The 21,868-nt window shown below is 43.7% G+C and carries 19 protein-coding genes and 1 tRNA gene; 8 read left to right on the top strand and 12 right to left on the bottom strand.

What is annotated here, in order from left to right:
* Positions 1-143 precede the first annotated feature (143 nt).
* The gene (locus K8P02_RS05285; RefSeq protein WP_044095313.1) at positions 144-1,349 is read left to right on the top strand and encodes an ROK family transcriptional regulator; all 1,206 of its coding nucleotides are present in this window, start codon (positions 144-146) and stop codon (positions 1,347-1,349) included.
* Here K8P02_RS05285 and K8P02_RS05280 read toward each other — a convergent pair.
* The 4 genes from K8P02_RS05280 to K8P02_RS05265 are packed head-to-tail and all read right to left on the bottom strand — an operon-like array spanning position 1,346 to position 5,876.
* The gene (locus K8P02_RS05280; protein WP_002560868.1) at positions 1,346-1,810 is read right to left on the bottom strand and encodes a WbuC family cupin fold metalloprotein; all 465 of its coding nucleotides are present in this window, start codon (positions 1,808-1,810) and stop codon (positions 1,346-1,348) included. The two genes, K8P02_RS05285 and K8P02_RS05280, sit on opposite strands and share 4 nt — an antisense overlap.
* A 5-nt stretch (positions 1,811-1,815) precedes the next feature.
* Entirely contained in the window at positions 1,816-2,340 is a 525-nt protein-coding gene (locus tag K8P02_RS05275) for a UpxY family transcription antiterminator (RefSeq protein WP_002560869.1), read from the bottom strand.
* Positions 2,316-3,428, bottom strand: a complete 1,113-nt coding sequence (locus tag K8P02_RS05270) for a Wzz/FepE/Etk N-terminal domain-containing protein (RefSeq protein WP_007485038.1) — start codon at positions 3,426-3,428, stop codon at positions 2,316-2,318. The genes K8P02_RS05275 and K8P02_RS05270 overlap by 25 nt, the downstream gene beginning before the upstream one ends.
* 21 nt (positions 3,429-3,449) lie before the next feature.
* On the bottom strand, positions 3,450-5,876 hold the full coding sequence (locus K8P02_RS05265; protein WP_025867918.1) for an SLBB domain-containing protein: 2,427 nt from the start codon (positions 5,874-5,876) through the stop codon (positions 3,450-3,452).
* A gap of 593 nt (positions 5,877-6,469) precedes the next feature.
* Between K8P02_RS05265 and K8P02_RS05260 the strand changes: the two genes are divergently transcribed.
* The 7 genes from K8P02_RS05260 (at position 6,470) to xpt (ending at position 13,690) form a co-directional block, all read left to right on the top strand.
* Positions 6,470-6,542, top strand: a tRNA-Thr gene (locus K8P02_RS05260).
* Between the two features lie 107 nt (positions 6,543-6,649).
* Positions 6,650-7,624 (top strand): DNA/RNA non-specific endonuclease, encoded by a 975-nt coding sequence (locus K8P02_RS05255; RefSeq protein WP_044158477.1) that lies wholly within the window; start codon positions 6,650-6,652, stop codon positions 7,622-7,624.
* 524 nt (positions 7,625-8,148) lie between these two features.
* Entirely contained in the window at positions 8,149-9,186 is a 1,038-nt protein-coding gene (gene mltG / locus K8P02_RS05250) for an endolytic transglycosylase MltG (RefSeq protein WP_002561632.1), read from the top strand.
* Between the two features lie 240 nt (positions 9,187-9,426).
* Positions 9,427-11,019, top strand: a complete 1,593-nt coding sequence (locus K8P02_RS05245) for a thiamine pyrophosphate-dependent enzyme (protein WP_223382083.1) — start codon at positions 9,427-9,429, stop codon at positions 11,017-11,019.
* Positions 11,020-11,022: 3 nt separating this feature from the next.
* The gene (locus K8P02_RS05240; protein WP_002561634.1) at positions 11,023-11,607 is read left to right on the top strand and encodes an indolepyruvate oxidoreductase subunit beta; all 585 of its coding nucleotides are present in this window, start codon (positions 11,023-11,025) and stop codon (positions 11,605-11,607) included.
* Between the two features lie 96 nt (positions 11,608-11,703).
* The gene (locus K8P02_RS05235) at positions 11,704-13,011 is read left to right on the top strand and encodes a phenylacetate--CoA ligase (RefSeq protein WP_002561635.1); all 1,308 of its coding nucleotides are present in this window, start codon (positions 11,704-11,706) and stop codon (positions 13,009-13,011) included.
* Between the two features lie 112 nt (positions 13,012-13,123).
* Positions 13,124-13,690, top strand: a complete 567-nt coding sequence (gene xpt / locus K8P02_RS05230; RefSeq protein WP_025867916.1) for a xanthine phosphoribosyltransferase — start codon at positions 13,124-13,126, stop codon at positions 13,688-13,690.
* A 63-nt stretch (positions 13,691-13,753) separates the two neighbouring features.
* On the opposite strand, the gene K8P02_RS05225 is transcribed toward xpt, so the two are convergent.
* From K8P02_RS05225 to ruvX, 8 genes are all read right to left on the bottom strand, one after another.
* Positions 13,754-14,521, bottom strand: a complete 768-nt coding sequence (locus K8P02_RS05225; RefSeq protein ID WP_002561637.1) for an EFR1 family ferrodoxin — start codon at positions 14,519-14,521, stop codon at positions 13,754-13,756.
* A 360-nt stretch (positions 14,522-14,881) separates the two neighbouring features.
* Positions 14,882-15,232 carry a 50S ribosomal protein L20 gene (gene rplT / locus K8P02_RS05220; protein WP_002561638.1) on the bottom strand — a complete coding sequence of 117 codons (351 nt, stop codon included), beginning with the start codon at positions 15,230-15,232 and terminating at the stop codon, positions 14,882-14,884.
* A 99-nt stretch (positions 15,233-15,331) separates the two neighbouring features.
* Positions 15,332-15,529 carry a 50S ribosomal protein L35 gene (rpmI, locus tag K8P02_RS05215; protein ID WP_002561639.1) on the bottom strand — a complete coding sequence of 66 codons (198 nt, stop codon included), beginning with the start codon at positions 15,527-15,529 and terminating at the stop codon, positions 15,332-15,334.
* 68 nt (positions 15,530-15,597) lie between these two features.
* Positions 15,598-16,209: a translation initiation factor IF-3 gene (infC, locus tag K8P02_RS05210; RefSeq protein ID WP_007485026.1), complete on the bottom strand. Its 612-nt coding sequence runs from the start codon at positions 16,207-16,209 to the stop codon at positions 15,598-15,600.
* A 72-nt stretch (positions 16,210-16,281) separates the two neighbouring features.
* Complete coding sequence (gene thrS / locus K8P02_RS05205) at positions 16,282-18,222, bottom strand: threonine--tRNA ligase (RefSeq protein ID WP_007485025.1); 1,941 nt, start codon at positions 18,220-18,222, stop codon at positions 16,282-16,284.
* A gap of 164 nt (positions 18,223-18,386) precedes the next feature.
* Entirely contained in the window at positions 18,387-20,429 is a 2,043-nt protein-coding gene (locus tag K8P02_RS05200; protein ID WP_007485024.1) for a tetratricopeptide repeat protein, read from the bottom strand.
* A gap of 217 nt (positions 20,430-20,646) precedes the next feature.
* On the bottom strand, positions 20,647-21,201 hold the full coding sequence (gene def / locus K8P02_RS05195) for a peptide deformylase (RefSeq protein WP_002561643.1): 555 nt from the start codon (positions 21,199-21,201) through the stop codon (positions 20,647-20,649).
* Positions 21,202-21,245: 44 nt separating this feature from the next.
* The gene (ruvX, locus tag K8P02_RS05190) at positions 21,246-21,662 is read right to left on the bottom strand and encodes a Holliday junction resolvase RuvX (protein WP_007485023.1); all 417 of its coding nucleotides are present in this window, start codon (positions 21,660-21,662) and stop codon (positions 21,246-21,248) included.
* Positions 21,663-21,868 lie beyond the last annotated feature (206 nt).

The following is a 21,868-nucleotide window of genomic DNA, read 5'->3' as shown; positions in this document are numbered from 1 at the left end:
CCTGTACAAAAGTTATATTATTTATTATATCTCCTTATATAAACCAATAAAGAAAGAATATTAATAAATTAAAGATGCAAAACGAAACGAAATATTTAAAATACTTGTATATTTGTTCAGCATTAACCACTAACATGGCATATATGAAACATAATCTGCTTAAAGAAATAGAAATGGGCTCCAAAAATGCCCTTGTGAAGAAGAGAATTATTACACATTATATATACAACGGTAGTTCAACCATTACCGACCTCTCAAAAGAGATGGATTTGAGCGTACCAACCGTTACCAAATTCATAGATGAAATGTGTGAAGACGGATATATCAACGACTATGGTAAGCTGGAAACAAGTGGTGGAAGACACCCCAATCTGTACGGACTCAATCCGGAATCCGGCTACTTCATCGGAGTAGATATCAAGAAGTTTGCCATCAATATCGGACTTATCAACTTTAAAGGAGATATGATGGAACTCAAAATGAATATCCCCTATCAATTTGAAAATTCAATAGAAGGACTGAATGAACTGTGCAAACTCATAGCAAACTTTATAAAAAAACTCAATATCAATAAAGAGAAAATATTAAATATCAATGTAAATGTATCAGGGCGGGTAAATCCGGAATCGGGTTATAGTTTCAGTCAGTTCAATTTTGAAGAACGCCCGTTGGCGGATGTCTTGACAGAAAAGCTTGGCTATAAAGTAACAATAGACAATGATACGCGCGCCATGACTTACGGAGAGTATATGCAGGGATGCGTAAAGGGAGAAAAGAATATTATATTCGTCAATGTCAGCTGGGGACTGGGTATAGGGATCATCATTGACGGAAGAATATACACCGGAAAATCGGGATTCTCGGGTGAGTTCGGACACGTAAGTGCTTATGAAAACGAAATCATTTGCCACTGTGGGAAAAAAGGATGCATCGAAACTGAAGCATCAGGTTCGGCACTACATCGCATATTACTGGAGCGTATTAGAAACGGAGAGAACTCCATCTTGTCCGACCGCATTTCATCAGAAGATCCTATCACCCTGGACGAGATCATTGCAGCTGTCAATAAGGAAGATGTCCTTTGTATCGAAATAGTAGAAGAAATTGGTCAAAAGTTAGGAAAGCAAATTGCCGGACTTATCAATATCTTCAATCCGGAACTGGTAATTATCGGAGGAACTCTGTCACTTACCGGAGATTATATCACACAACCGATAAAAACTGCGATTCGAAAATATTCTCTCAACCTGGTGAATAAAGATTCGGTTATTCTCACTTCAAAGCTGAAAGACAAAGCCGGAATAGTAGGAGCTTGCATGCTTGCACGAAGCAGAATGTTCGAGGATTAAACCTCGGACATCCGCTTCATAAAAGCTTTTATACCTTCCTCATCGGTCACATCTGGTGCCCAAGGAGCCATGTTTTCAGGAGTCAATGGAGCATAAGGCCCCTGCTTTATTTCATATATCACCGTACCAGGTTCAAGCACTACAATACAGTGCCATGTACAAGGTGGAATCTCTATTCCATACATACCCTTTTCCGGATTCAGGTTTACCTTCTCTGTCACATTTCCTTCTTCATCAAACAGAATGGCAAGCAAGCTACCGCGGAGAACAAGGTATATTTCTTCTTTATCTGGATTCTTATGACGATGCGGAGGTAAATATGTATCGGGTTCCAGCGCATTTAGCATACGATGAATCGGTGCATCCATAGATTCATGGAAATTATAATTCATACGCAGACGCGGATTCTCCTTAGCCTGTCCGGATACCGTGTTCAGCAGAGTTTCAGTAATTAACTTCATAATGCTTACCTCACTTTCTCAATAGCATCCGAAGCAACAGTGACCAATGCACATCCCAACCCCGCAATACGAAGCATTAACTTATTCTTACCCTGACAATCAAGCAACTCACCGGTCGCCCCTTCCAGTTGGCCCCGAGTTACCCGAACCGTTATCCCCGGAGTCAGTTCTTCAGCAAATTCAATAAATTCACCTGTATTCTCTACCATCGAACGAAAGACCTCCATCTGACATTCCGGAATAGAGACATAACGCCCTTCTTCGCGTAACAGGAAAGAGACTCCTTTTACACTTTTAACCTTAGCAACATCGCCCACCGACAGATGCACAAAGATATAACCCGGAACAACAGGAATCATTACCTTTCTCTTACGATTGTTCCACAAACGAATTACAGACTGAAGCGGCAAATAGCTTTCAATGCCAGCTTTATCGAGCCGTTCTTTCACTTTTTTTTCCGCTCTGCCAGCTGTATAGACAGCATACCAGCAAGAAGTTTTTCCTTCTATTTCTCTGTTTGTTGTTTCCATCCCTTTAATAAGTCTTTAACAAAAAGAATCCATCCCACACTACCAACGCCTGCCAGAAATACAAAGCCAATAAGAATCATGATTTTATTTGGTTTAGCGGGCTTTAAAGGCACCGTCGCTGGTTGTACTACTGTATATACAGGAGTAATCTCCTGTACTTTAGCCTTGGCCATCTGCAATTGCTGAGCAACCTGATTGTATACCCCATAAGCAAGGCTCATCTCATTCTGCAAACGCTCTTGTTCTGTACGAACACTATGCAAAACGATATTCTGATTACCATCGGCATACCGGGCATACTTTTGTTGTGCTGCATAATAGTTAGCCTTGGCTTCATCATATAATTTTTCAGCAAACTTCAGGTCATGCCGTGCCTTGTTGGTACGATAATCTGTAATATAATTCTGCAAACGGCGCATCACAGTATCAGTCAATGCAGCTGATATTAACGGATCCTGCATAGTAACAGACAGGGTAGTCACTCCAGTCTTTTTGTCTACAGACACAGAAATGCGCTTACTCAAAGCATCGGCAATAGCAGCCTCATCTTTAGTTAACATAAATGGATTAACTTTACCATCTCCCTGCCCGGTAGGCTCATCTTTAAACAGAGAAACCACCCACCCCAAAGCTTTAAACGGCGCAGACACGATAGCCCCCCACCACGGACTTCTCTGATGTTCGTCCAGATAGTCGTATAGCCGAATCTTTAACTCACCTTTTTGATCTTCTACCTTTACATCAAACAACTCCGTCAGAAAAGGGGTTGAACTTACAATATCCGGATATAACTCTGGAAAAAGAGCATCATCACCTCCGGAATTACCCAAGTTAACACCTGCCATGGCAGCCAGGGCTCCCATGCTCCCACCTGTTGATTTTCCTGTTGTCTCAGGAGCAAGTGTCACACTGGTAGCATACTCTTTAGGGATACTAAAAGCAACTACAAGTGCTACTATTACAGCAATTCCACAAGTTTTGAAAACCAATTTACGGTTAGCCCAAACCTTTTTGGCCAACTCTATCAAATCTATTTCCTGCTCCTCAACAGGCTGAGGTATTTTATTTTTATCAAATTCTTCGTTCATGTTATCCACGGTTTTTTTATATTATTTCTTCAATAAATTTGCAACCGTAGCTGCCATTGTACCGATTGAAGCAGCCGAGGTAGTCAAGCCGATAATCTGTGCAATATCCACACGCTTACGTTCACGTTTCGTCGGAATAATAATTTCACATCCCGGCTCTACTTTCGCTTTACGCAAACGTTTCACCCTTGACACCGTACCATTCATATATACAATATAAGCCTTACTCTTCTTGGCTCGGGCTCCATAACCACCTGCCTGATCAATATAATGTCCTAACTTAGCTCCTTTCTTATATAATACGGTATTGGGATACATCACCTCACCATTAATGCGGACTGTACTCAAGTATTCCGGTATTATCAACTGATCTCCCTCACGTAATACCATATCATAATCAGAACCCGGATTCTGTAATGCTTTATCCAGTTCAATACCTACCGTATATTGTTCGCTTAGTGCCAGACTTCCCAAAGCTACGGAATCTTTACCGCTACTATGAATAGCCATACGCAAAGTAGCACTGCGAAGAGCACGTTCTTCATCATTCATCCGACGAATAAGACGAGCCCCTTTTGCATAAGCATCAGCAGTCAAACCACCCGAACGGGCTACCAAGTCAGATAAGCGCTCACTCTTCTTCAACAGGGTATATCCACCATCAAAAACAACTTCACCCGAAACGCTGACTTTACGCTGCACCTGATAAGCAGGACTACGACGTACTATAACTTCGTCATAAGGCTCCAACACAAATCCGGGAGTTCCGTCAACAACATAGCCATCTTTTACAGAGAAAGTATATACCTCACCCAAACGGCTGGTAGACGTCATTCCCTTAGGATCTTTCAAACGACGGGAGATATCTACTTTAACTGTAGATGCAGCTTCCAGCAAACCACCTGCTTGTATAATAAGATCCTCCAAAGTAGTATTTTCTGCATAAGGATATGTACCGGGACGCGCAACCTGTCCTCCAATCGTAAATGCTCCACGCTCCTGAAGTTCATGGATACTGGGGATTACCAATACATCATTCTTAATAAGAGGAATATCGGCCACCGAACCATTCATCATACCTTTCAAATCAATAGATATAACTTCTAATGTCAAATCTTCATGTTCACGGAATAATTGTGCACGATTCAAAAATGCATCACCTTTCAAACCTTCTGCTTTCTGGATCAGCTGTTTCACCGTATTCATATTACCACTTAGCTCATACATACCACTACGGTAAACAGCTCCGCGAACTTCAACACGATTCTCAAAACGATCCAGAATCGAACCTACAGTCACTGCGTCACCATCGTCTAAATGAAATACGGAATAATCCATTTCGTCGATATTGAACAGCTTGTATTCACGTCCACTCTGCCGTACCAGACGGACTCCTTTTGTATAAGCATCACCAGAGAACCCACCAGCATACTTTATCAAAGTAGCAAGTGTTTCGTTCTTCTTCATTTCATAATACATCGGACGTTTCACCTTACCCGATATATCAACCAACTTCTCATAAGGAGGAACGATGATCACATCCCCTTCCATCAGGCGAATATCATCTAACAATTTTCCTTTTAAAATATAATCGTATACATCCAGATCGGCAATGCAGTTACTGCCACGCATCACTCTGATGCTACGCAAACTACCGATATTGTTGACCCCTCCCGCACGATACAACGCATGAAATACCGTAGATAAAGAGGATAGCATATAAGTACCCGGGACAGCAACTTCACCCATTACATTAATTTGAATGGAGCGTATCTGTCCTAACGTCAGTCGTACTTCAGATTCCGGATTGGTACCTGATACCTGTGAATAAATCTTGCTGAATTCTTTTTTGAGAAAGCTGTTTGCTTCTGCAACGGTCATCCCATTCAAATAAACCGGACCTAACAGATTAACCATTATATTTCCCTCCGGAGAAATGGTCTTTCGCATACTGGCCTCATTGGCTCCCCATACATCAATAATAACTTCATCGCCGGGACCCAAACGATAATTAGGCGGAGTAGCCATATTGACATTAGGTTCAAATGTCAAATTCCGGCTATTAAAGATATTGCGACCAAACACCAAACGAGCTGCAGCAGCTGTACCTTCAGTAGTAGGGTCACTCACTTCTGTACTAATAACATCAAATGTTCCGGCTGTCACTTCATCAGAAGCATCCTGCCTCCTTTCTCTTTGTTGTGATGCAACACTTTGATCTACAACGGCAACATCGGCTCCTTGGCCCTCTTCGTATCGTTCTTTTATTCGTTCAGCCTGTTGTTTGGTTACGCCTCGTGCAGTCAATTCTGTTATAAGCTGCTTTTGACTCTTTCCCGATTTTTGTCCATCTTTCACATACTGAATTACTTGATCATCGGACATTTGTGCCATTACTGCCCCAGTCAAAGTAAACGTTAAAAAGAACAGTGTGATAAATCTACGCATAAGATATTCTGATAAATCTTTTTTTGAGTTTCTTCTTTAAATCGGGCGCAAATATAATACATTATTTTCATAATATACATTTATTTCATTCCGAAGTTTCTGAAAATACCTAAAACGAGTAAATATGTCCAAAAATAGTACATAATGAAATCTTGATCCATAAAGATAAAAGTCTTTTTCTAGCAACTATCAATCCACAGAAAATCAACATTATATTAAAGTAAAACAATTGTTAGGCAACTTAAATCTTCCATACAATCACTATCTTTCAGTTATTTTTATATCAGCTTTTTTTTCTGAGTTAGCAAAACAAATATTTTCTTTGACATTTAACATTAAGTCTTATTGCTCTCCTATATTTCATAATATTGTAAATTCTATTTTATCTACATAGCCCTGTTTATACCAAATTTTCCCATTAACTTCCTCCCTTCTACCTATATTTTATCGATATTAGAAATGTAAAACTAATCGCCGAAACCAGATTTTATAGTGACTACAAATACACTATAATAATTATTATCAAAAAAAGATTAGCTTTCTTTTTGTTTTTTCAAATAAAGCTGTAATTTTGCACGCCGTAAACGAGTCCTGCCGCTATAGCTCAGTTGGTAGAGCAACGCATTCGTAACGCGTAGGTCGCCAGTTCAAGTCTGGCTAGCGGCTCATTTATAAAAGCGCTGATTATAAAAATATAGTCAGCGCTTTGTTTATTTCTAACTGTCTCTTTTTTTTAAATAGAGACAGGATATATAATTCTTAAATATTATATCGTGAGTGGAAGAAAATCCTTAAAAAAAAGAAAGCCTCAGAACAAACTCAAGTTAGGCTGCATCATCATTTTCATCGCTTTAATACCACTTTTTTATGGACTGTATCTCTACATACAACAATCTGAAGCAAAAGACAACGACAATAATAAAACGCTACAACCTATTGTCGCAGTAAATAACCCCCAAAGAGCTATCTACAAAGACTTACCAGAACCTATTGGTAAAAAAACAGAAGCTTCTTTAAATAAAGATTCAAAAGCTTCAATTCCCCAGAAGCAGAAAATCCCCACAGCCGAGGAACTGGAAATCCCGGTAATGACCGCCCCCAGAAAGGGACAGATCATCCGTCACACCGGATATACCGTATCTTATAATGAAAACCTGCGACTGCCCAACTGGGTAACTTACGAACTTACCCGCCAGGAAACGCAGGGCAACGCCCAAAGAACCGACCGCTTCATTGCCGACCCACAGGTGAAGGGGGGCATCGCCACCAATGCAGATTACACCCGCTCTGGCTACGACAAGGGGCACATGGCCCCGGCTGCCGATATGAAATGGAGCGTAACGGCCATGAAGGAGTCGTTTTACTTCAGCAACATGTGCCCGCAACACCCCGAACTGAACAGGCGGAAATGGAAAGACCTCGAAGAAAAGATACGCGACTGGGCCATAGCCGACAGTGCCATCATTATCATCTGCGGCCCCATCGTAGAGGATTCTGCACAGAAAATAGGGAAAAACCGAGTGGTTGTGCCACAGAAATTCTTCAAAGTGATTCTCTCGCCTTTCGTCGACAATCCCCGGGCCATCGGCTTCCTTTTCGACAATGAACGTTCGGTAGAACCTCTGGGCACCTACGTCGTAAGCGTAGATAGCATCGAAACGCTGACGGGGATGGACTTCTTTGCCCCGCTACCCGATGAACTGGAAGATAGCATAGAGGCAAAAGCGGATATCAGGCTGTGGAAATAGTTTCAAGTGTATTTCACCACAGAGGACACGGAGGACACAGAGTTTTTTAGATCTTTGATGAAACGCGGATAAACGCAGATTTTCGCAAAAGGGAAAAAATAAATAGTATTTCACCACAGAGTAACACAGAGTTCCACAGAGTGGTATTTATCTGATAAAACGCAGATTAAAAGACTGTAGTTCTTTATCATACATTTGTTCCCCTTTGCGAAAATCTGCGTTTATCTGCGTTTCAATAAAGATTAAAGAACTCTGTGTCACTCTGTGGTGAAGTATGAATAATTTGCCAATATGCTCATTATTTATCTGCGTTTCATCAAAGATCTAAAAAACTCTGTGTCCTCCGTGGTGAAAACGTCAACGCCTTGCCTCCATCTAGCCAACGCCTTCCCTCCATGCAGCCAACGCCTTGCCTATTTTCTACAAATTCCGCTCCTCCCCTCCAAATATTTCCCCTGCAAAACCTCCGGAATTACTCGGATTCTTGTTACCTTTGACCCGTTTTTATAACGTCAACATTCCCTATGGAAAAGAAAAAGAAAAAAATCCTCATCAGCCTCCTGGCCATCCTCCTTATCGCCTGCGCAACAGCTGCCGGAATCGTTTATTATTACCTTCTGTATCCACAGTTTCATCCGGCCCGCACCGTCTACGTATACATCGACCGCGACGACACAGCCGACTCCATATATAATAAGGTGAAAACCTACGGCCATCCCACCACCCTCACCGGATTCCGCTGGCTGGCCAAATACCGGCAACTCGAAAAAACAATCCACACCGGACGATACCCCATTCGCCCCGGCGACAACGCCTACCACGTCTACAGCCGCCTCTCCCGCGGCTATCAGGAGCCCATCAACCTCACCATCGGCAGCGTTCGTACCCTCGACCGCCTGGCACGCAGCGTAGCCCGCCAACTCATGATAGACTCTGCCGAAATAGCTGCCCCCCTTTTCGACCCCGCCTTCCAGCAGCAACTGGGTTACAACCCCGAAACCATGCCCTGCCTCTTCATCCCCGAAACCTACCAAGTGTACTGGGACATGAGCGCCGACGATTTCTTTGAACGCATGCAGAAGGAACACCGGAAATTCTGGAACGCCGAACGCCTCGCCAAAGCCCAGGCCATCGGCATGAGCCCCGAAGAGGTGTGCACCCTCGCCTCCATTGTGGAAGAAGAGACGAACAACAACGCCGAAAAACCCACCGTAGCCGGACTCTACATCAACCGCCTGCACACCGGAATGCCCCTTCAGGCAGACCCTACCATCAAATTTGCCCTGCAAGACTTCGGACTGAGAAGAATCTCCAACGAAAACCTGCGCGTAGAATCGCCCTACAACACCTATACCAACACCGGGCTCCCTCCCGGACCGATACGCATCCCCTCAGCCAAAGGCATAGACAGCGTGCTCAACTACACCCGCCACAACTACCTGTACATGTGTGCCAAAGAAGATTTCTCGGGCACCCACAACTTTGCATCCAACTATACCGACCACATGGCAAATGCCAGAAAATACTGGAAAGCACTGAACGAAAGAAAGATTTTCAAGTAATTCTGTGATAAAATGACCGTAAAAATGTATCTTTGCCAAAGACTAGAAGTAGGCAAGCGAGTAGTAAAGTAAGTAGTTAAGTAGTCAAGTAGTCAAGTAGCAAGTAGAATAGATAAAATGAAACATTTCTACTTAACTACTTGACTGCTTAACTACTTAACTACTCGCTTTACTACTTACTTAACTACCTGACTACTAAATAAAAATAACCGTGACTAACACTAATTAAAAAACAAAGATATGAGCAAGCAACTCTTACTTGGCGACGAAGCCATTGCACAAGCTGCACTGGATGCCGGACTCTCAGGCGCGTACGCCTATCCGGGCACCCCTTCAACCGAGATAACGGAATACATCCAGATGTCTCCCATTACGAGTGAAAGAAACATACACAACCGCTGGGCAGCCAACGAAAAAACAGCCATGGAGGCCGCCTTGGGCATGTCCTTCGTTGGCAAACGCGCACTCGTCTGCATGAAACACGTAGGCATGAACGTAGCTGCCGACTGCTTCATCAACTCAGCCATCACCGGCGTAAAAGGTGGCCTGATCGTAGTAGCCGCCGACGATCCCAGCATGCACTCCTCACAGAACGAACAAGACAGCCGCTTCTATGGCGACTTCTCGCTCATCCCGATGTACGAACCCAGCAACCAGCAGGAAGCCTACGACATGGTGTACAATGGATTTGAATTCTCCGAAAAAACCGGCGAACCCCTGTTGCTGCGCATGGTAACCCGCCTGGCACACTCACGTTCCGGCGTAGAACAGAAACCGCAAAAACCACAAAACGAAATCGCCTTTGCCGAAGATCCCCGCCAGTTTATCCTCCTGCCCGGCAATGCACGCAAACGCTACAAAGCACTGCTGGCCCGCCAGGACGAATTTATCCGCGCTTCCGAAGCATCACCCTACAACAAATACACCGACGGCCCCAACAAAAAACTGGGCATCATCGCCTGCGGTATCGGCTACAACTACCTCATGGAAAACTATCCGGAAGGTTGCGAATACCCCGTACTCAAAATAGGCCAATACCCACTCCCCAAAAAACAACTGATGCAGCTCATAGAAGCCTGTGACGAAATACTCGTCCTCGAAGACGGCCAGCCTTTCGTCGAAAAACAACTCAAAGGCTATCTGGGCATCGGACTCAAAGTAAAAGGACGCCTCGACGGCACACTCTCACAAGATGGAGAACTGAACCCAGACTCCGTGGCACGTGCCGTGGGCAAAGAAAACAAATCCGAATTCAGCGTACCCTCCGTAGTCGAAATGCGCCCACCCGCCCTGTGTGAAGGTTGCGGACACCGTGACATGTACATCACACTCACCCAGGTGCTGACCGAAGAATACCCCACACACAAAGTATTCAGCGACATCGGCTGCTACACACTGGGAGCCAACGCACCCTTCAACGCCATCAACTCCTGCGTAGACATGGGCGCCTCCATCACCATGGCCAAAGGTGCTGCCGACGGAGGACTTTACCCCGCCGTAGCCGTTATCGGCGACTCCACCTTCACGCACTCCGGCATGACCGGACTGCTGGACTGCGTCAACGAAAATGCCGATGTAACCATCATCATCTCCGACAACGAAACCACCGCCATGACCGGTGGACAAGACTCTGCCGGAACAGGACGCATCGAAGCCATCTGCACAGGACTGGGAGTTGACCCCGCACACATCCGTGTGATGACCCCGCTGAAAAAAAACTACGAAGAAATGAAACAGACCCTACGCGAAGAACTCAACTACCACGGCGTGTCAGTCATCATCCCCCGCAGAGAGTGTATCCAAACATTAGCACGTAAAAAAAGAAACAAGTAAGCCATGAAAAAAGACATCATACTATCAGGAGTAGGCGGACAGGGCATTCTGTCAATCGCCACAGTCATCGGTAAGGCAGCCCTGAAAGACGGGCTATACATGAAGCAAGCCGAAGTACACGGCATGAGCCAGCGCGGAGGAGACGTACAATCCAACCTCCGCATCAGCGACCAACCCATTGCGTCAGACCTCATCCCCTCCGGAAAGTGCGACCTCATCATCTCACTCGAACCCATGGAAGGACTACGGTACCTGCCCTACCTCAGCCCCGAAGGCTGGTTGGTGACCAACGAAACACCGTTCGTCAACATCCCCAACTATCCCGCACAGGAAGACGTACTGGCCGAAATCGGCAAACTCCCCCACAAAGTAGTGCTCAATGTAGACAAAGTAGCCAAAGAAGTAGGCTCGGCACGCGTAGCCAACATCGTATTGCTGGGAGCCACCATCCCATTCCTGGGCATCGACTACCAGAAAATACAAGACAGCATTCGTGAGATATTCCAACGCAAAGGAGAGGCCATCGTAGACATGAACCTCCAGGCACTGGAAGCCGGCAAGGAAATAGCCGAAAAATTAATCAAATAACACCAATGTGATACAACACAATGTGCCAATTGTCCGCGTCCAAACCACCGCAGCACAATTGGCACATCAACTCCATTGCTCCAATTAATAAAAACCATGAATACAACATACTGGGAAGAAGATATAGAAACCATGAGCCGCGAAAAGCTGAACGAACTACAACTGCAACGGCTCCGGAAAACAGTTTCAATAGCAGCAAATGCTCCTTATTACCAAAAGGTCTTTAAAGAACACGGCATCACCGCCCAGTCCATCCAGACACTGGACGACATCCGGAAAATACCCTTCACCACCAAAACCGACATGCGCGCCTACTACCCCTTCGGACTCGTAGCCGGCAACATGCAAAGAGATGGCGTACGCATCCACTCCTCAAGTGGAACCACCGGAAACCCCACCGTCATCGTACATTCACAGCACGACCTCGACTCCTGGGCAAACCTCGTTGCCCGTTGCCTCTACATGGTAGGCATCCGCAAAACGGATGTATTTCAAAACAGTTCCGGTTACGGTATGTTTACCGGTGGCCTCGGATTCCAGTACGGAGCCGAACGCCTGGGGGCACTCACCGTACCAGCCGCCGCAGGCAACAGCAAACGGCAGATAAAATTCATCAACGACTTCAAAACCACCGCCTTACATGCCATTCCCAGCTATGCCATACGCCTGGCAGAAGTCTTTCAGGAAGAAGGACTAGACCCCACAGGCACCACCCTGAAAACCCTCGTCATCGGAGCCGAACCTCACACAGACGAACAACGGAGGAAAATAGAACGCATGCTGGGCGTCAAAGCCTACAACAGCTTCGGAATGACAGAAATGAACGGTCCCGGTGTAGCCTTCGAGTGCACCGAACAAAACGGCATGCACTTCTGGGAAGACTGCTATTTTGTAGAAATCATCGATCCCGAAACAGGAGAACCCGTTCCGGAAGGAGAAATCGGAGAGCTTGTACTCACCACCCTCGACCGCGAAATGATGCCCCTGCTCCGCTACCGTACCCGCGACCTCACCCGCATCCTACCCGGGAAATGCCCCTGCGGACGCACTCATCTGCGCATAGACCGCATCAAAGGACGCAGTGACGACATGTTCATCATCAAAGGAGTCAACATCTTCCCGATGCAGGTGGAAAAGATACTCGTGCAATTCCCACAATTGGGCAGCAACTACCTCATCACCCTGGAGACAGTCAACAACCAAGACGAAATGATCGTCGAAGTAGAACTGAGCGATCTCTCTACCGATAACTACATCGAACTGGAGCGCATCCGCAAAGAAATCACCCGCCAGCTTAAAGATGAAATACTGGTTACCCCCAAACTTAAACTGGTCAAAAAAGGCTCTCTCCCCCAAAGCGAAGGCAAAGCAGTAAGGGTAAAAGACCTGAGAAACAATATATAATAAATACACCAATGCGCCAATCAGGAGGCCCTCCCTCCCCGAATTGGCGCATTGGCATATCAACTTCTTTAGCAAATGACACGTTGATATGTCCCCATTTTCCTTATTCATTATGCAATTATTAAAGAAAAGAATACAGCAAGACGGAAGATGCTTTGAAGGCGGTATCCTCAAAGTAGACAGCTTCATCAACCATCAGATGGACCCTGTATTAATGAAATCCATCGGAGTAGAATTTGTTCGCCGCTTCGCCGCCACCAATGTCAATAAAATCATGACCATAGAAGCCAGCGGCATTGCCCCCGCCATCATGACCGGCTATCTCATGGACCTCCCCGTTGTATTTGCCAAAAAGAAATCGCCCAAAACCATTCAGAACGCATTGAGCACCACCGTACACTCCTTCACCAAAGATCGTGACTATGAAGTAGTTATCAGCTCCGATTTCCTCACCCCCGAAGACAATGTGCTCTTTGTCGACGATTTTCTCGCCTATGGAAATGCCGCCCTCGGCGTGCTGGACCTGATCAAGCAATCGGGCGCCAATCTGGTAGGAATGGGATTCATTATAGAGAAAGCCTTTCAACATGGCCGGAAAACACTTGAAGAACAAGGTGTACGTGTAGAAAGCCTGGCCATCATCGAAGATTTATCAAACTGCCAGATAAAAATCAGATAATCCTGTAGCGCGAACTACAGGGAACACTTTATATTCGGATTTTAGAAATCCGGCCGCCGTCAGTCATTTTACATTCGGATTAAAGTATTGCCCCTTTTTCTTTGTAGCTTTCCCATACTGCACAGCCTTCTGCGGACATACATGATAGCAAGCCAGGCAGGAAGTACAATCTGCTCCCCAAACCGGTTTCCAACCCACCATCACGATATTCAACATCGGACAAACCTTCTCACACCGCTTACAGGCAATACAAGCATCCGTTACATGAAATTTTCCTACTGATATGCCCTTCTTGATAAAGAGAGGATTAATCAACTTCGTTTTGATAAAAGGAAAACGCCCTTCGTTACACTGAAAAGATTTAGTTCTCTCCTCAATCATCTCTCCCACTTCGGCCACTCTTTGAACAGCATCATCCAGCTTCCGCTTCTCCACCTCCTTAGAGTCTACATCAAACCCCGGAAGCAGTACATAATTATTAGGCATAGTAACCGAGAATCCCGCATCACATCTCCATCTCTTCGCAGCCACCGCGTCGCAAAACACCTGCTGAGCCAACCCGGTATCATCACCACACGAACACACAAAAAAGAAATACTGACTATGATAATTAGACAAAGATAAACCCTGCAAGAATTGGAGAACAATAGGAGGAGGCCCCCAGGAATAAATAGGAAACACAAAACCGACCTTCTCTTTATCGGCCAACTCGTAATGGGTAACTGCATTCCGCATAGCTTCCGGAATGAATATCAATTGTTCTTTCAGCACACCAGCAAGCTGCTCTGCAATCCACTTAGAGTTTCCTGTACCAGAAAAATAAAATATCATAAAGAGGAGGGGTATAAAAAAGCCGCACCGACGATGTGATGAAACTCTGATAGAACAAGATTTGAGTGCTCGCCCCCTTTGTAATCCACCGGCATTAAGCTGTCCCGAAGGATGTGGCCCGCCATTGAGAGCTGAAGCGTTCTCGGTTTATCAGATTAATTTGAAGAGTTTCCCGATCAAGTCGATACGGCTAATATTTTAACTACACAAATGTAACAACTTTGTATGATATAAACAAGGAAAAGCCGCTTTTTGTTTACCCTCAAAGTAACTTTTCCTCCCATCCAGAGGGAGTTCCGGAAAAGAAAAATGCCGGTTGCTTTACAGCAACCGGCACCTATAATTCTTACACTGTGTGACTTAAGCAGCTTTTGCTTTAGCAACTACAGCCTTGAAAGCTTCCGGATGATTTACTGCTAAATCAGCCAAAACCTTGCGGTTTATTTCGATACCGGCTTTGTGCAAACCACCCATCAACTTAGAATATGACATTCCTTCAAGACGTGCAGCAGCATTGATACGTTGTATCCAGAGAGCGCGGAAGTTTCTTTTCTTATTTCTACGGTCACGGAACGCGTATGTCAAACCCTTCTCCCAAGTGTTTTTAGCTACGGTCCAAACATTTTTTCTTGCACCAAAGTAACCTCTGGTCAATTTCAAAATTTTCTTTCTTCTTGCTTTTGAAGCAACATGATTTACTGATCTTGGCATAGTTTTACTCTTTTTTGAATGTTAGCGCCGTTACTTCACGTAGCGAACTTAAAGCTAATGCATTCGGTTAATACTTTAATAATACTTTTACGCTTTTGATTACTTCATAGCTAAGAGCTCCTTAACCTGGCTTACATTTGTTGCATCAACAGTTGTAGAGTAGCACAGATTTCTTTTTCTCTTCTTAGTTTTCTTAGTCAAAATATGACTGTGAAAAGCGTGCTTTCTTTTGATTTTACCTGTTCCGGTAAGGGTAAACCTTTTTTTAGAACCGGAGTTAGTCTTCATCTTTGGCATCTTACTTGATTTTAAATTATTAAATTATATGGCAACGCACTATACCTGGCGCGTTACGCATTTCTTTCTTATTCTTCAGTTGGCTCTTCGCTCGCTTTCGGAGCTGCAACTTTGGGCGCAACTACCTTAGGAGCAGCAGGCTTTTTAGAAGTCCCTTCCTTCTTTTTAGGAGAAAGCTGGATAATCATACGCTTCCCTTCCAAAACAGGCAACTGATCTACTTTTGCATAATCTTCCAGATCATTGGCAAAACGCAATAACAACACCTCACCTTGTTCTTTAAAAAGAATAGAACGTCCTTTAAAGAATACATAAGCCTTCACTTTGTCACCATCTTCCAGAAATCCTTTCGCATGCTTCAACTTAAAGTTATAATCATGGTCATCTGTCTGAGGTCCGAAACGTATTTCTTTTACGTTCACCTTCACTTGCTTGGCCTTTTGTTCCTTCTGACGCTTCTTCTGCTGGTAAAGAAATTTAGAGTAGTCAATAATACGACAAACAGGGGGTTCTGCATTAGGTGAAATTTCCACCAGGTCAAGTTCTTTTTCTTCAGCCATCTTCAAGGCCTGGAAAATAGGATATACCTTAGGCTCTATATCATCGCTTACGATGCGTACTTCTTTGGCTCGAATCTGTTCATTGATTCTGTACTGCCCTTTTAAGCTGTCATTCTTCATCAAATAACGTTTACTTCCTTGTTGTTTTTTATTGTCTACCAATTTATTTTAATTTATTAATTGCGCGCAAAGTTACCACTTATTTATCATATTCTGAACTTCTTCGTTCAAAATTTTAGCAAATTCTTCAAATTTCATAGTCCCTTTATCGCCTTCACCTTGTCTGCGAACTGAAACTTCACCGTTTTCGGCCTCTTTCTCACCCACAATCAGCATGTAAGGAATACGTTTCATTTCATTATCGCGTATCTTACGACCAATCTTTTCATTACGATCGTCAACAATCGCACGGACTTCGTGTGTTCTCAGATACATCTTTACCTGTTCTGCGTAATCATTAAACTTTTCACTGATTGGCAGAATGACTACCTGATCGGGTGTCAGCCACAACGGGAACTTACCAGCTGTATGCTCAATAAGCACTGCCACAAAGCGTTCCATCGATCCGAAAGGAGCACGATGAATCATCACCGGACGATGTTTCTGATTATCAGATCCCATATATTCGAGTTCAAAACGCTCCGGCAGGTTATAATCTACCTGGATTGTTCCCAACTGCCAACGACGACCGATGGCATCTTTCACCATAAAGTCAAGCTTAGGACCATAGAAAGCAGCCTCTCCATATTCTATTTTAGCCTTCAAACCTTTTTCTTCACAGGCTTCAATGATGGCTTGCTCTGCCTTTTCCCAATTCTCATCACTACCGATATATTTCTCACGATTAACCTTATCACGCAGAGAAATCTGAGCCTCAAAGTTAGTAAAGTCCATCGAACGGAACACAATGGAGATAATATCCATTACGCGAAGGAATTCACCCTTCACCTGATCCGGACGGCAGAAAATGTGCGCATCATCCTGTGTGAAACTACGTACACGAGTCAAACCGTGAAGCTCACCACTTTGTTCGTAACGGCATACCGTACCAAACTCTGCAAGACGCAAAGGAAGGTCTTTGTACGAACGCGGGAAATTCTTATAAATCTCGCAATGATGCGGACAGTTCATTGGTTTCAAGAAGTACTCTTCGCCTTCCTCAGGGGTATGTATCGGTTGGAAAGCATCTTTACCATATTTGGCATAGTGTCCGGAAGTTACATACAACAATTTATTACCGATAGGCGGAGTTATCACTTCCTGATAATCATAACGGGTCTGGATACGACGCAAGAACTCTTGCAGGCGCAAACGAAGTGCAGTTCCCTTTGGCAACCACATCGGAAGTCCCTTACCCACTGTATCAGAGAACATAAAGAGCTGCATTTCCTTACCAATCTTACGATGATCGCGCTTTTTAGCTTCTTCCATCAGTGTCAGGTATTCATCCAGCATTTTCTTTTTCGGGAAAGTAATACCATAAATACGAGTCAGCATCTTACGGTCTTCATGACCACGCCAGTATGCACCTGCCACAGAAGTCAGTTTGATAGCCTTGATCGGAGCGGTTGTCAGCAAGTGAGGACCACGGCAAAGATCTGTAAAAGCTCCTTGCGTATAGGTAGTAATATGACCGTCTTCCAATTCGGAAATCAATTCGCATTTGTAGGTTTCACCACGATCACCAAACATTTTCAAAGCATCGTTTTTTGCAATGTCTGCACGAACCACAGCCTCTTTCTTTGCCACCAACTCTGCCATTTTGGCTTCAATAACCGGCAGATCAGCTTCCTTGATCACAGCTTCACCCGGATCAACATCATAGTAAAAACCATTCTCAATAGCCGGCCCAATACCAAACTGTATGCCTGGATAAAGTTCCTGCAATGCTTCTGCCAGCAAGTGAGCACTTGTATGCCAGAAGGCATGTTTACCTTCTTCGTCCTCCCACTTATAAAGTACGATAGAAGCATCTTCATTAATAGGGCGACCTAAATCATAAATTTCACCGTTCACGCCACAAGCCAGTACGTCCTGTGCCAGTCGCGAACTGATACTTTCTGCAATTTGCAAACCGTTCACTCCCTCGTTATATTCACGAACAGAGCCATCGGGAAATGTTATCTTTATCATAATGTGATGTTATATTTTTCTTTTTAGCACGCAAAGATAGTGCAAACCGAGAGCAGAATAAAATGAACTCGTTCATTTTTTATGCCAAGGTGCAGTTTATATTTACTTTTTGGTGCAAAAATAGCTAAATCTTTTTGAGTTTTCTATTATTTATAAAAAAAATGTTATTCCATCTGATCGGTGAAACGTTTAATAATATTGTATGCCGAAACAATACCCAGTTCACCTGCCTTACTCAAATCTGTAATACCTTGCTTATTATTACCCAGGAAAATATGGGTCAATCCACGGTTATAATACGCATCTGCAAAATCATGATTCAACTCGATGGCTTTGTCATAATCGACCAATGCAGAACGATAATCTTTCAACATTGCCGACACATTGGCACGATTGTAGTAAGCATAAACGAAATCGGGTGCCAAAGCAATCACACGGTTTAAGTCTGCTATTACCGCATCATAATCTACCGCGCCGATCTCCTTATGAGACGAATCGATACCCTGTTTGGCACTTGTAGCTTCTTCGGCTTTTTGATACTCCAACTGTTTACAACGCACCAAAGCTCTCATAAAGTAAGCAGGGAAGAATGTATCATCCAGCAAGATGGCTTGTGTCAGGTCGTCAACCGAACTTGTAAAATCTTGTACAAGATAAAAATCGAGCGCACGGGCAAAACGTTTCGCAGCACTCTTCTCATCTTCCACAATGGCAGAAGTATGAGCATCGATCAATGCAAAATGGAACTTAACCTGCTCTTCAGTCAATGGCGCTTCCATATTAGTGAGACGCAGGCGCTTCGGGAATATACCCGTCTGGTTCAGTTCATCAATGTAGGTATGATAGTTTACGGAACGCTTCACATCACTCATCTTCTCATAATAAGTAAGTGCAAACATCGGTTCGGGCTTGATATTCACGTTGCGATCCTGTACCCTGCCCCGGTAATCGCTCTTGTACTGCCGTTCCTGTTCAGAATCGTCTGCTATCACTATCTTACGATAGTTATTCATATTTTTATCCGACTTCTTACGTGTCTTGCCTTCGTCTTCCTCATCTTCATTATTCTCAGCCTTATCATCTTTATTATTTTGTGCCACATCTTTATTTGACACACCATTCTGACGATCGAGCTGCATCTTCATAATTTTGAAATCATCCGCTTCGGCTCCTTTACGGTCTCCTATTTTCTTTCTGGCTTCAGCACGCTGATAATAACCGGCCAGGAAGTTAGGATACTGATCAATAACTGTAGTATAATCCTTGATCGCTCCCCGGTAATCTCCCGTTTGTGCACGCAACAATCCACGGTTAAAGGTAGCCATCATATTATCCGGTTCTATTTCAAGCACAAAGTTAAAATCTTCAATAGCACGGTTATCATCTCCTACTTGTGCACGCAGCAAACCACGGTTATAATGCCCGATAAAATTGTTTGGATCTATATCTAAAGCGAGGTCATAGTCGCTCATGGCCCCTCTCAGATTGTTTTGATGGAAGCGAGCCAAAGCACGATTAATATAATTCCCGGCATTCCGGGCACTCAGGCGAATAGCCTGGTTGAAATCGGATTCGGCCTCTGCATACTTGGATTGTTGTAACTGTACAATAGCCCGTGACGACCATGCATCCGGATCATATTTATCCAGTTCGATAGCTGTATTAAAATCATTCAGTGCCCTGATAGTATCCTGCTGCTTTAAAGCCACTTCACCACGCATAAGATAGGCTCGTGTATATTTGGGAGATATAGCCAATAATTTACCCAAATCTTCTTCTGCAGCTTTATAATCTTTTTTCTGAATATGGCATAGAGTCAGATTGTGCCACAACGTAACATTCTCCGGGGCATAAAACAGGGCTTTCTGATAATCTTCAATCGCACCACCATACTTATTCTGCCGGATACGGGCCAACCCTCGAATCTGGTAAGCTCCCACTACAAAAGGATTACGCTCGATAGCTTTATCACAATCAGCCTCCGCACCCTGAAAGTCATCCAGATTTATTTTAGCCAGGCCTCTGAAAAAATATGGCTCGTACAAATAGGGTTTCGCATTGATTACCTGATTAAAATATTGGATAGAAAGCACATAGTCTTCAAAATAAAGCGCATTACGGGCAATCATCATTACCCGCTCTGTATTTATTTGAGCATACACCAGCGTGGGCAGTAGCATAAGTGCTACTAATATCTTTTTTATCATTGGCCTTTGAATACTACTTAATAAGTGAAGCAAAAGTAATGCTTTTCGGCTATTAAACAGGGATATCGGTTAACTTTTTATATTTTTTGAGTATTTAGCCAAGAAGATTTACGATTTGACGATTTACAATTTACGATTAAAGTTACTTTTTTTTATAAATAAAACATTTATCAATCGTAAATAGTAAATCGTCAAATCGTCCAATCGTAAATCCCCCTCACTTCACTTGTTTCATCTTATATGAGCTACGGGCTTTTCCTTTCAGCATTGTATTCAGCTTTCCTTTTATCATCTGTTTACGAAGCGGAGAAATGTGATCAATAAACATTTTACCATCCAGATGATCGAACTCGTGCTGCATCACACGAGCCAGATAGCCTTCTACCACCTCATCGTGTTCAACGAAATTCTCGTCCATATACTTCACATGTATACGGTCTCCTCTTTTCACTGTTTCATGAATACCCGGAAGGCTGAGGCAGCCCTCCTCCATTGCTACTTCGTCTCCTCCCACTTCGAGTATGTGAGGATTAATATAAGCACGATTAAAATCTTTAAACTCCGGATAATCTTCTGATAACGGATCCAATGTTATGGTTACAACCCGGATAGGGAGTCCGATTTGAGGAGCAGCAAGACCAACCCCATCGGCATGAACCATTGTTTCAAACATGTTCTCTATCAGTTTCTTCAGCTCCGGATAATCGGGCGTAATATCTTCGGCCACCTTTCTCAATACAGGCTGGCCGTATGTGTAAATTGGTAAAATCATATTTCTTTCTTATTCCTTATTTATATTATACGGTTGTCTCTTTACTAAAAACGTTTACTTTCGAGATATGTTTGCAAGATAATAGTAGCACTGATTTCATCTACCAAAGCCTTATTCTGACGATCTTTCTTTTTCAACCCGGCCTCCAGCATCGTACGGTGTGCCAACACAGAAGTAAAACGTTCGTCTACAAACTCAACAGGCATTTCCGGTAATTTTTTATTCAGCAAACGGACAAAAGGTTCAATATACTTCATATTTTCAGAAACCTCATTATTCATCTGTTTGGGCAAACCAATAATGATACGTTCTACCGGTTCTTTTTGTACATAACCTGCTATAAAGTCCAGTAACTCATGCGTAGGCACAGTTGTCAGCCCATTTGCGATAATCTGCATTGTATCGCTAACAGCAAGCCCTGTACGTTTCCTACCATAATCTATTGCTAATATTCTACTCATAATTGGGGTACAAAGTTACTACAAAAAAGTGAAATGCGGAAAGTTATAGTGATAGAATTGAGTTACAAGGGTTTTAGTTGAAGTGGCGATAATTCGTGAAGCCATTACAATCCCTGCCGAAGCCAAATCCTGACGCCGCAACGTTACTTGTTCGTAACCATGCCCGAAAATGCGACAAACGGGTACGGATAGCGAAACAATACGTT

Source organism: Bacteroides nordii, assembly GCF_019930665.1.
GTDB lineage: Bacteria > Bacteroidota > Bacteroidia > Bacteroidales > Bacteroidaceae > Bacteroides > Bacteroides nordii.
This window is presented reverse-complemented; position numbering and strand designations above follow the sequence as displayed.

Coding starts and splice junctions, on each gene's coding strand:
- K8P02_RS05285 (WP_044095313.1), top strand. CDS start 144: ATGAAACATAATCTGCTTAAAGAAATAGAAATGGGCTCCAAAAATGCC.
- K8P02_RS05280 (WP_002560868.1), bottom strand. CDS start 1,810: ATGAAGTTAATTACTGAAACTCTGCTGAACACGGTATCCGGACAGGCT.
- K8P02_RS05275 (WP_002560869.1), bottom strand. CDS start 2,340: ATGGAAACAACAAACAGAGAAATAGAAGGAAAAACTTCTTGCTGGTAT.
- K8P02_RS05270 (WP_007485038.1), bottom strand. CDS start 3,428: ATGAACGAAGAATTTGATAAAAATAAAATACCTCAGCCTGTTGAGGAG.
- K8P02_RS05265 (WP_025867918.1), bottom strand. CDS start 5,876: ATGCGTAGATTTATCACACTGTTCTTTTTAACGTTTACTTTGACTGGG.
- mltG (WP_002561632.1), top strand. CDS start 8,149: ATGGAAAAGAAAAAGAAAAAAATCCTCATCAGCCTCCTGGCCATCCTC.
- K8P02_RS05245 (WP_223382083.1), top strand. CDS start 9,427: ATGAGCAAGCAACTCTTACTTGGCGACGAAGCCATTGCACAAGCTGCA.
- K8P02_RS05240 (WP_002561634.1), top strand. CDS start 11,023: ATGAAAAAAGACATCATACTATCAGGAGTAGGCGGACAGGGCATTCTG.
- K8P02_RS05235 (WP_002561635.1), top strand. CDS start 11,704: ATGAATACAACATACTGGGAAGAAGATATAGAAACCATGAGCCGCGAA.
- xpt (WP_025867916.1), top strand. CDS start 13,124: ATGCAATTATTAAAGAAAAGAATACAGCAAGACGGAAGATGCTTTGAA.
- K8P02_RS05225 (WP_002561637.1), bottom strand. CDS start 14,521: ATGATATTTTATTTTTCTGGTACAGGAAACTCTAAGTGGATTGCAGAG.
- rplT (WP_002561638.1), bottom strand. CDS start 15,232: ATGCCAAGATCAGTAAATCATGTTGCTTCAAAAGCAAGAAGAAAGAAA.
- rpmI (WP_002561639.1), bottom strand. CDS start 15,529: ATGCCAAAGATGAAGACTAACTCCGGTTCTAAAAAAAGGTTTACCCTT.
- infC (WP_007485026.1), bottom strand. CDS start 16,209: ATGAAGAATGACAGCTTAAAAGGGCAGTACAGAATCAATGAACAGATT.
- thrS (WP_007485025.1), bottom strand. CDS start 18,222: ATGATAAAGATAACATTTCCCGATGGCTCTGTTCGTGAATATAACGAG.
- K8P02_RS05200 (WP_007485024.1), bottom strand. CDS start 20,429: ATGATAAAAAAGATATTAGTAGCACTTATGCTACTGCCCACGCTGGTG.
- def (WP_002561643.1), bottom strand. CDS start 21,201: ATGATTTTACCAATTTACACATACGGCCAGCCTGTATTGAGAAAGGTG.
- ruvX (WP_007485023.1), bottom strand. CDS start 21,662: ATGAGTAGAATATTAGCAATAGATTATGGTAGGAAACGTACAGGGCTT.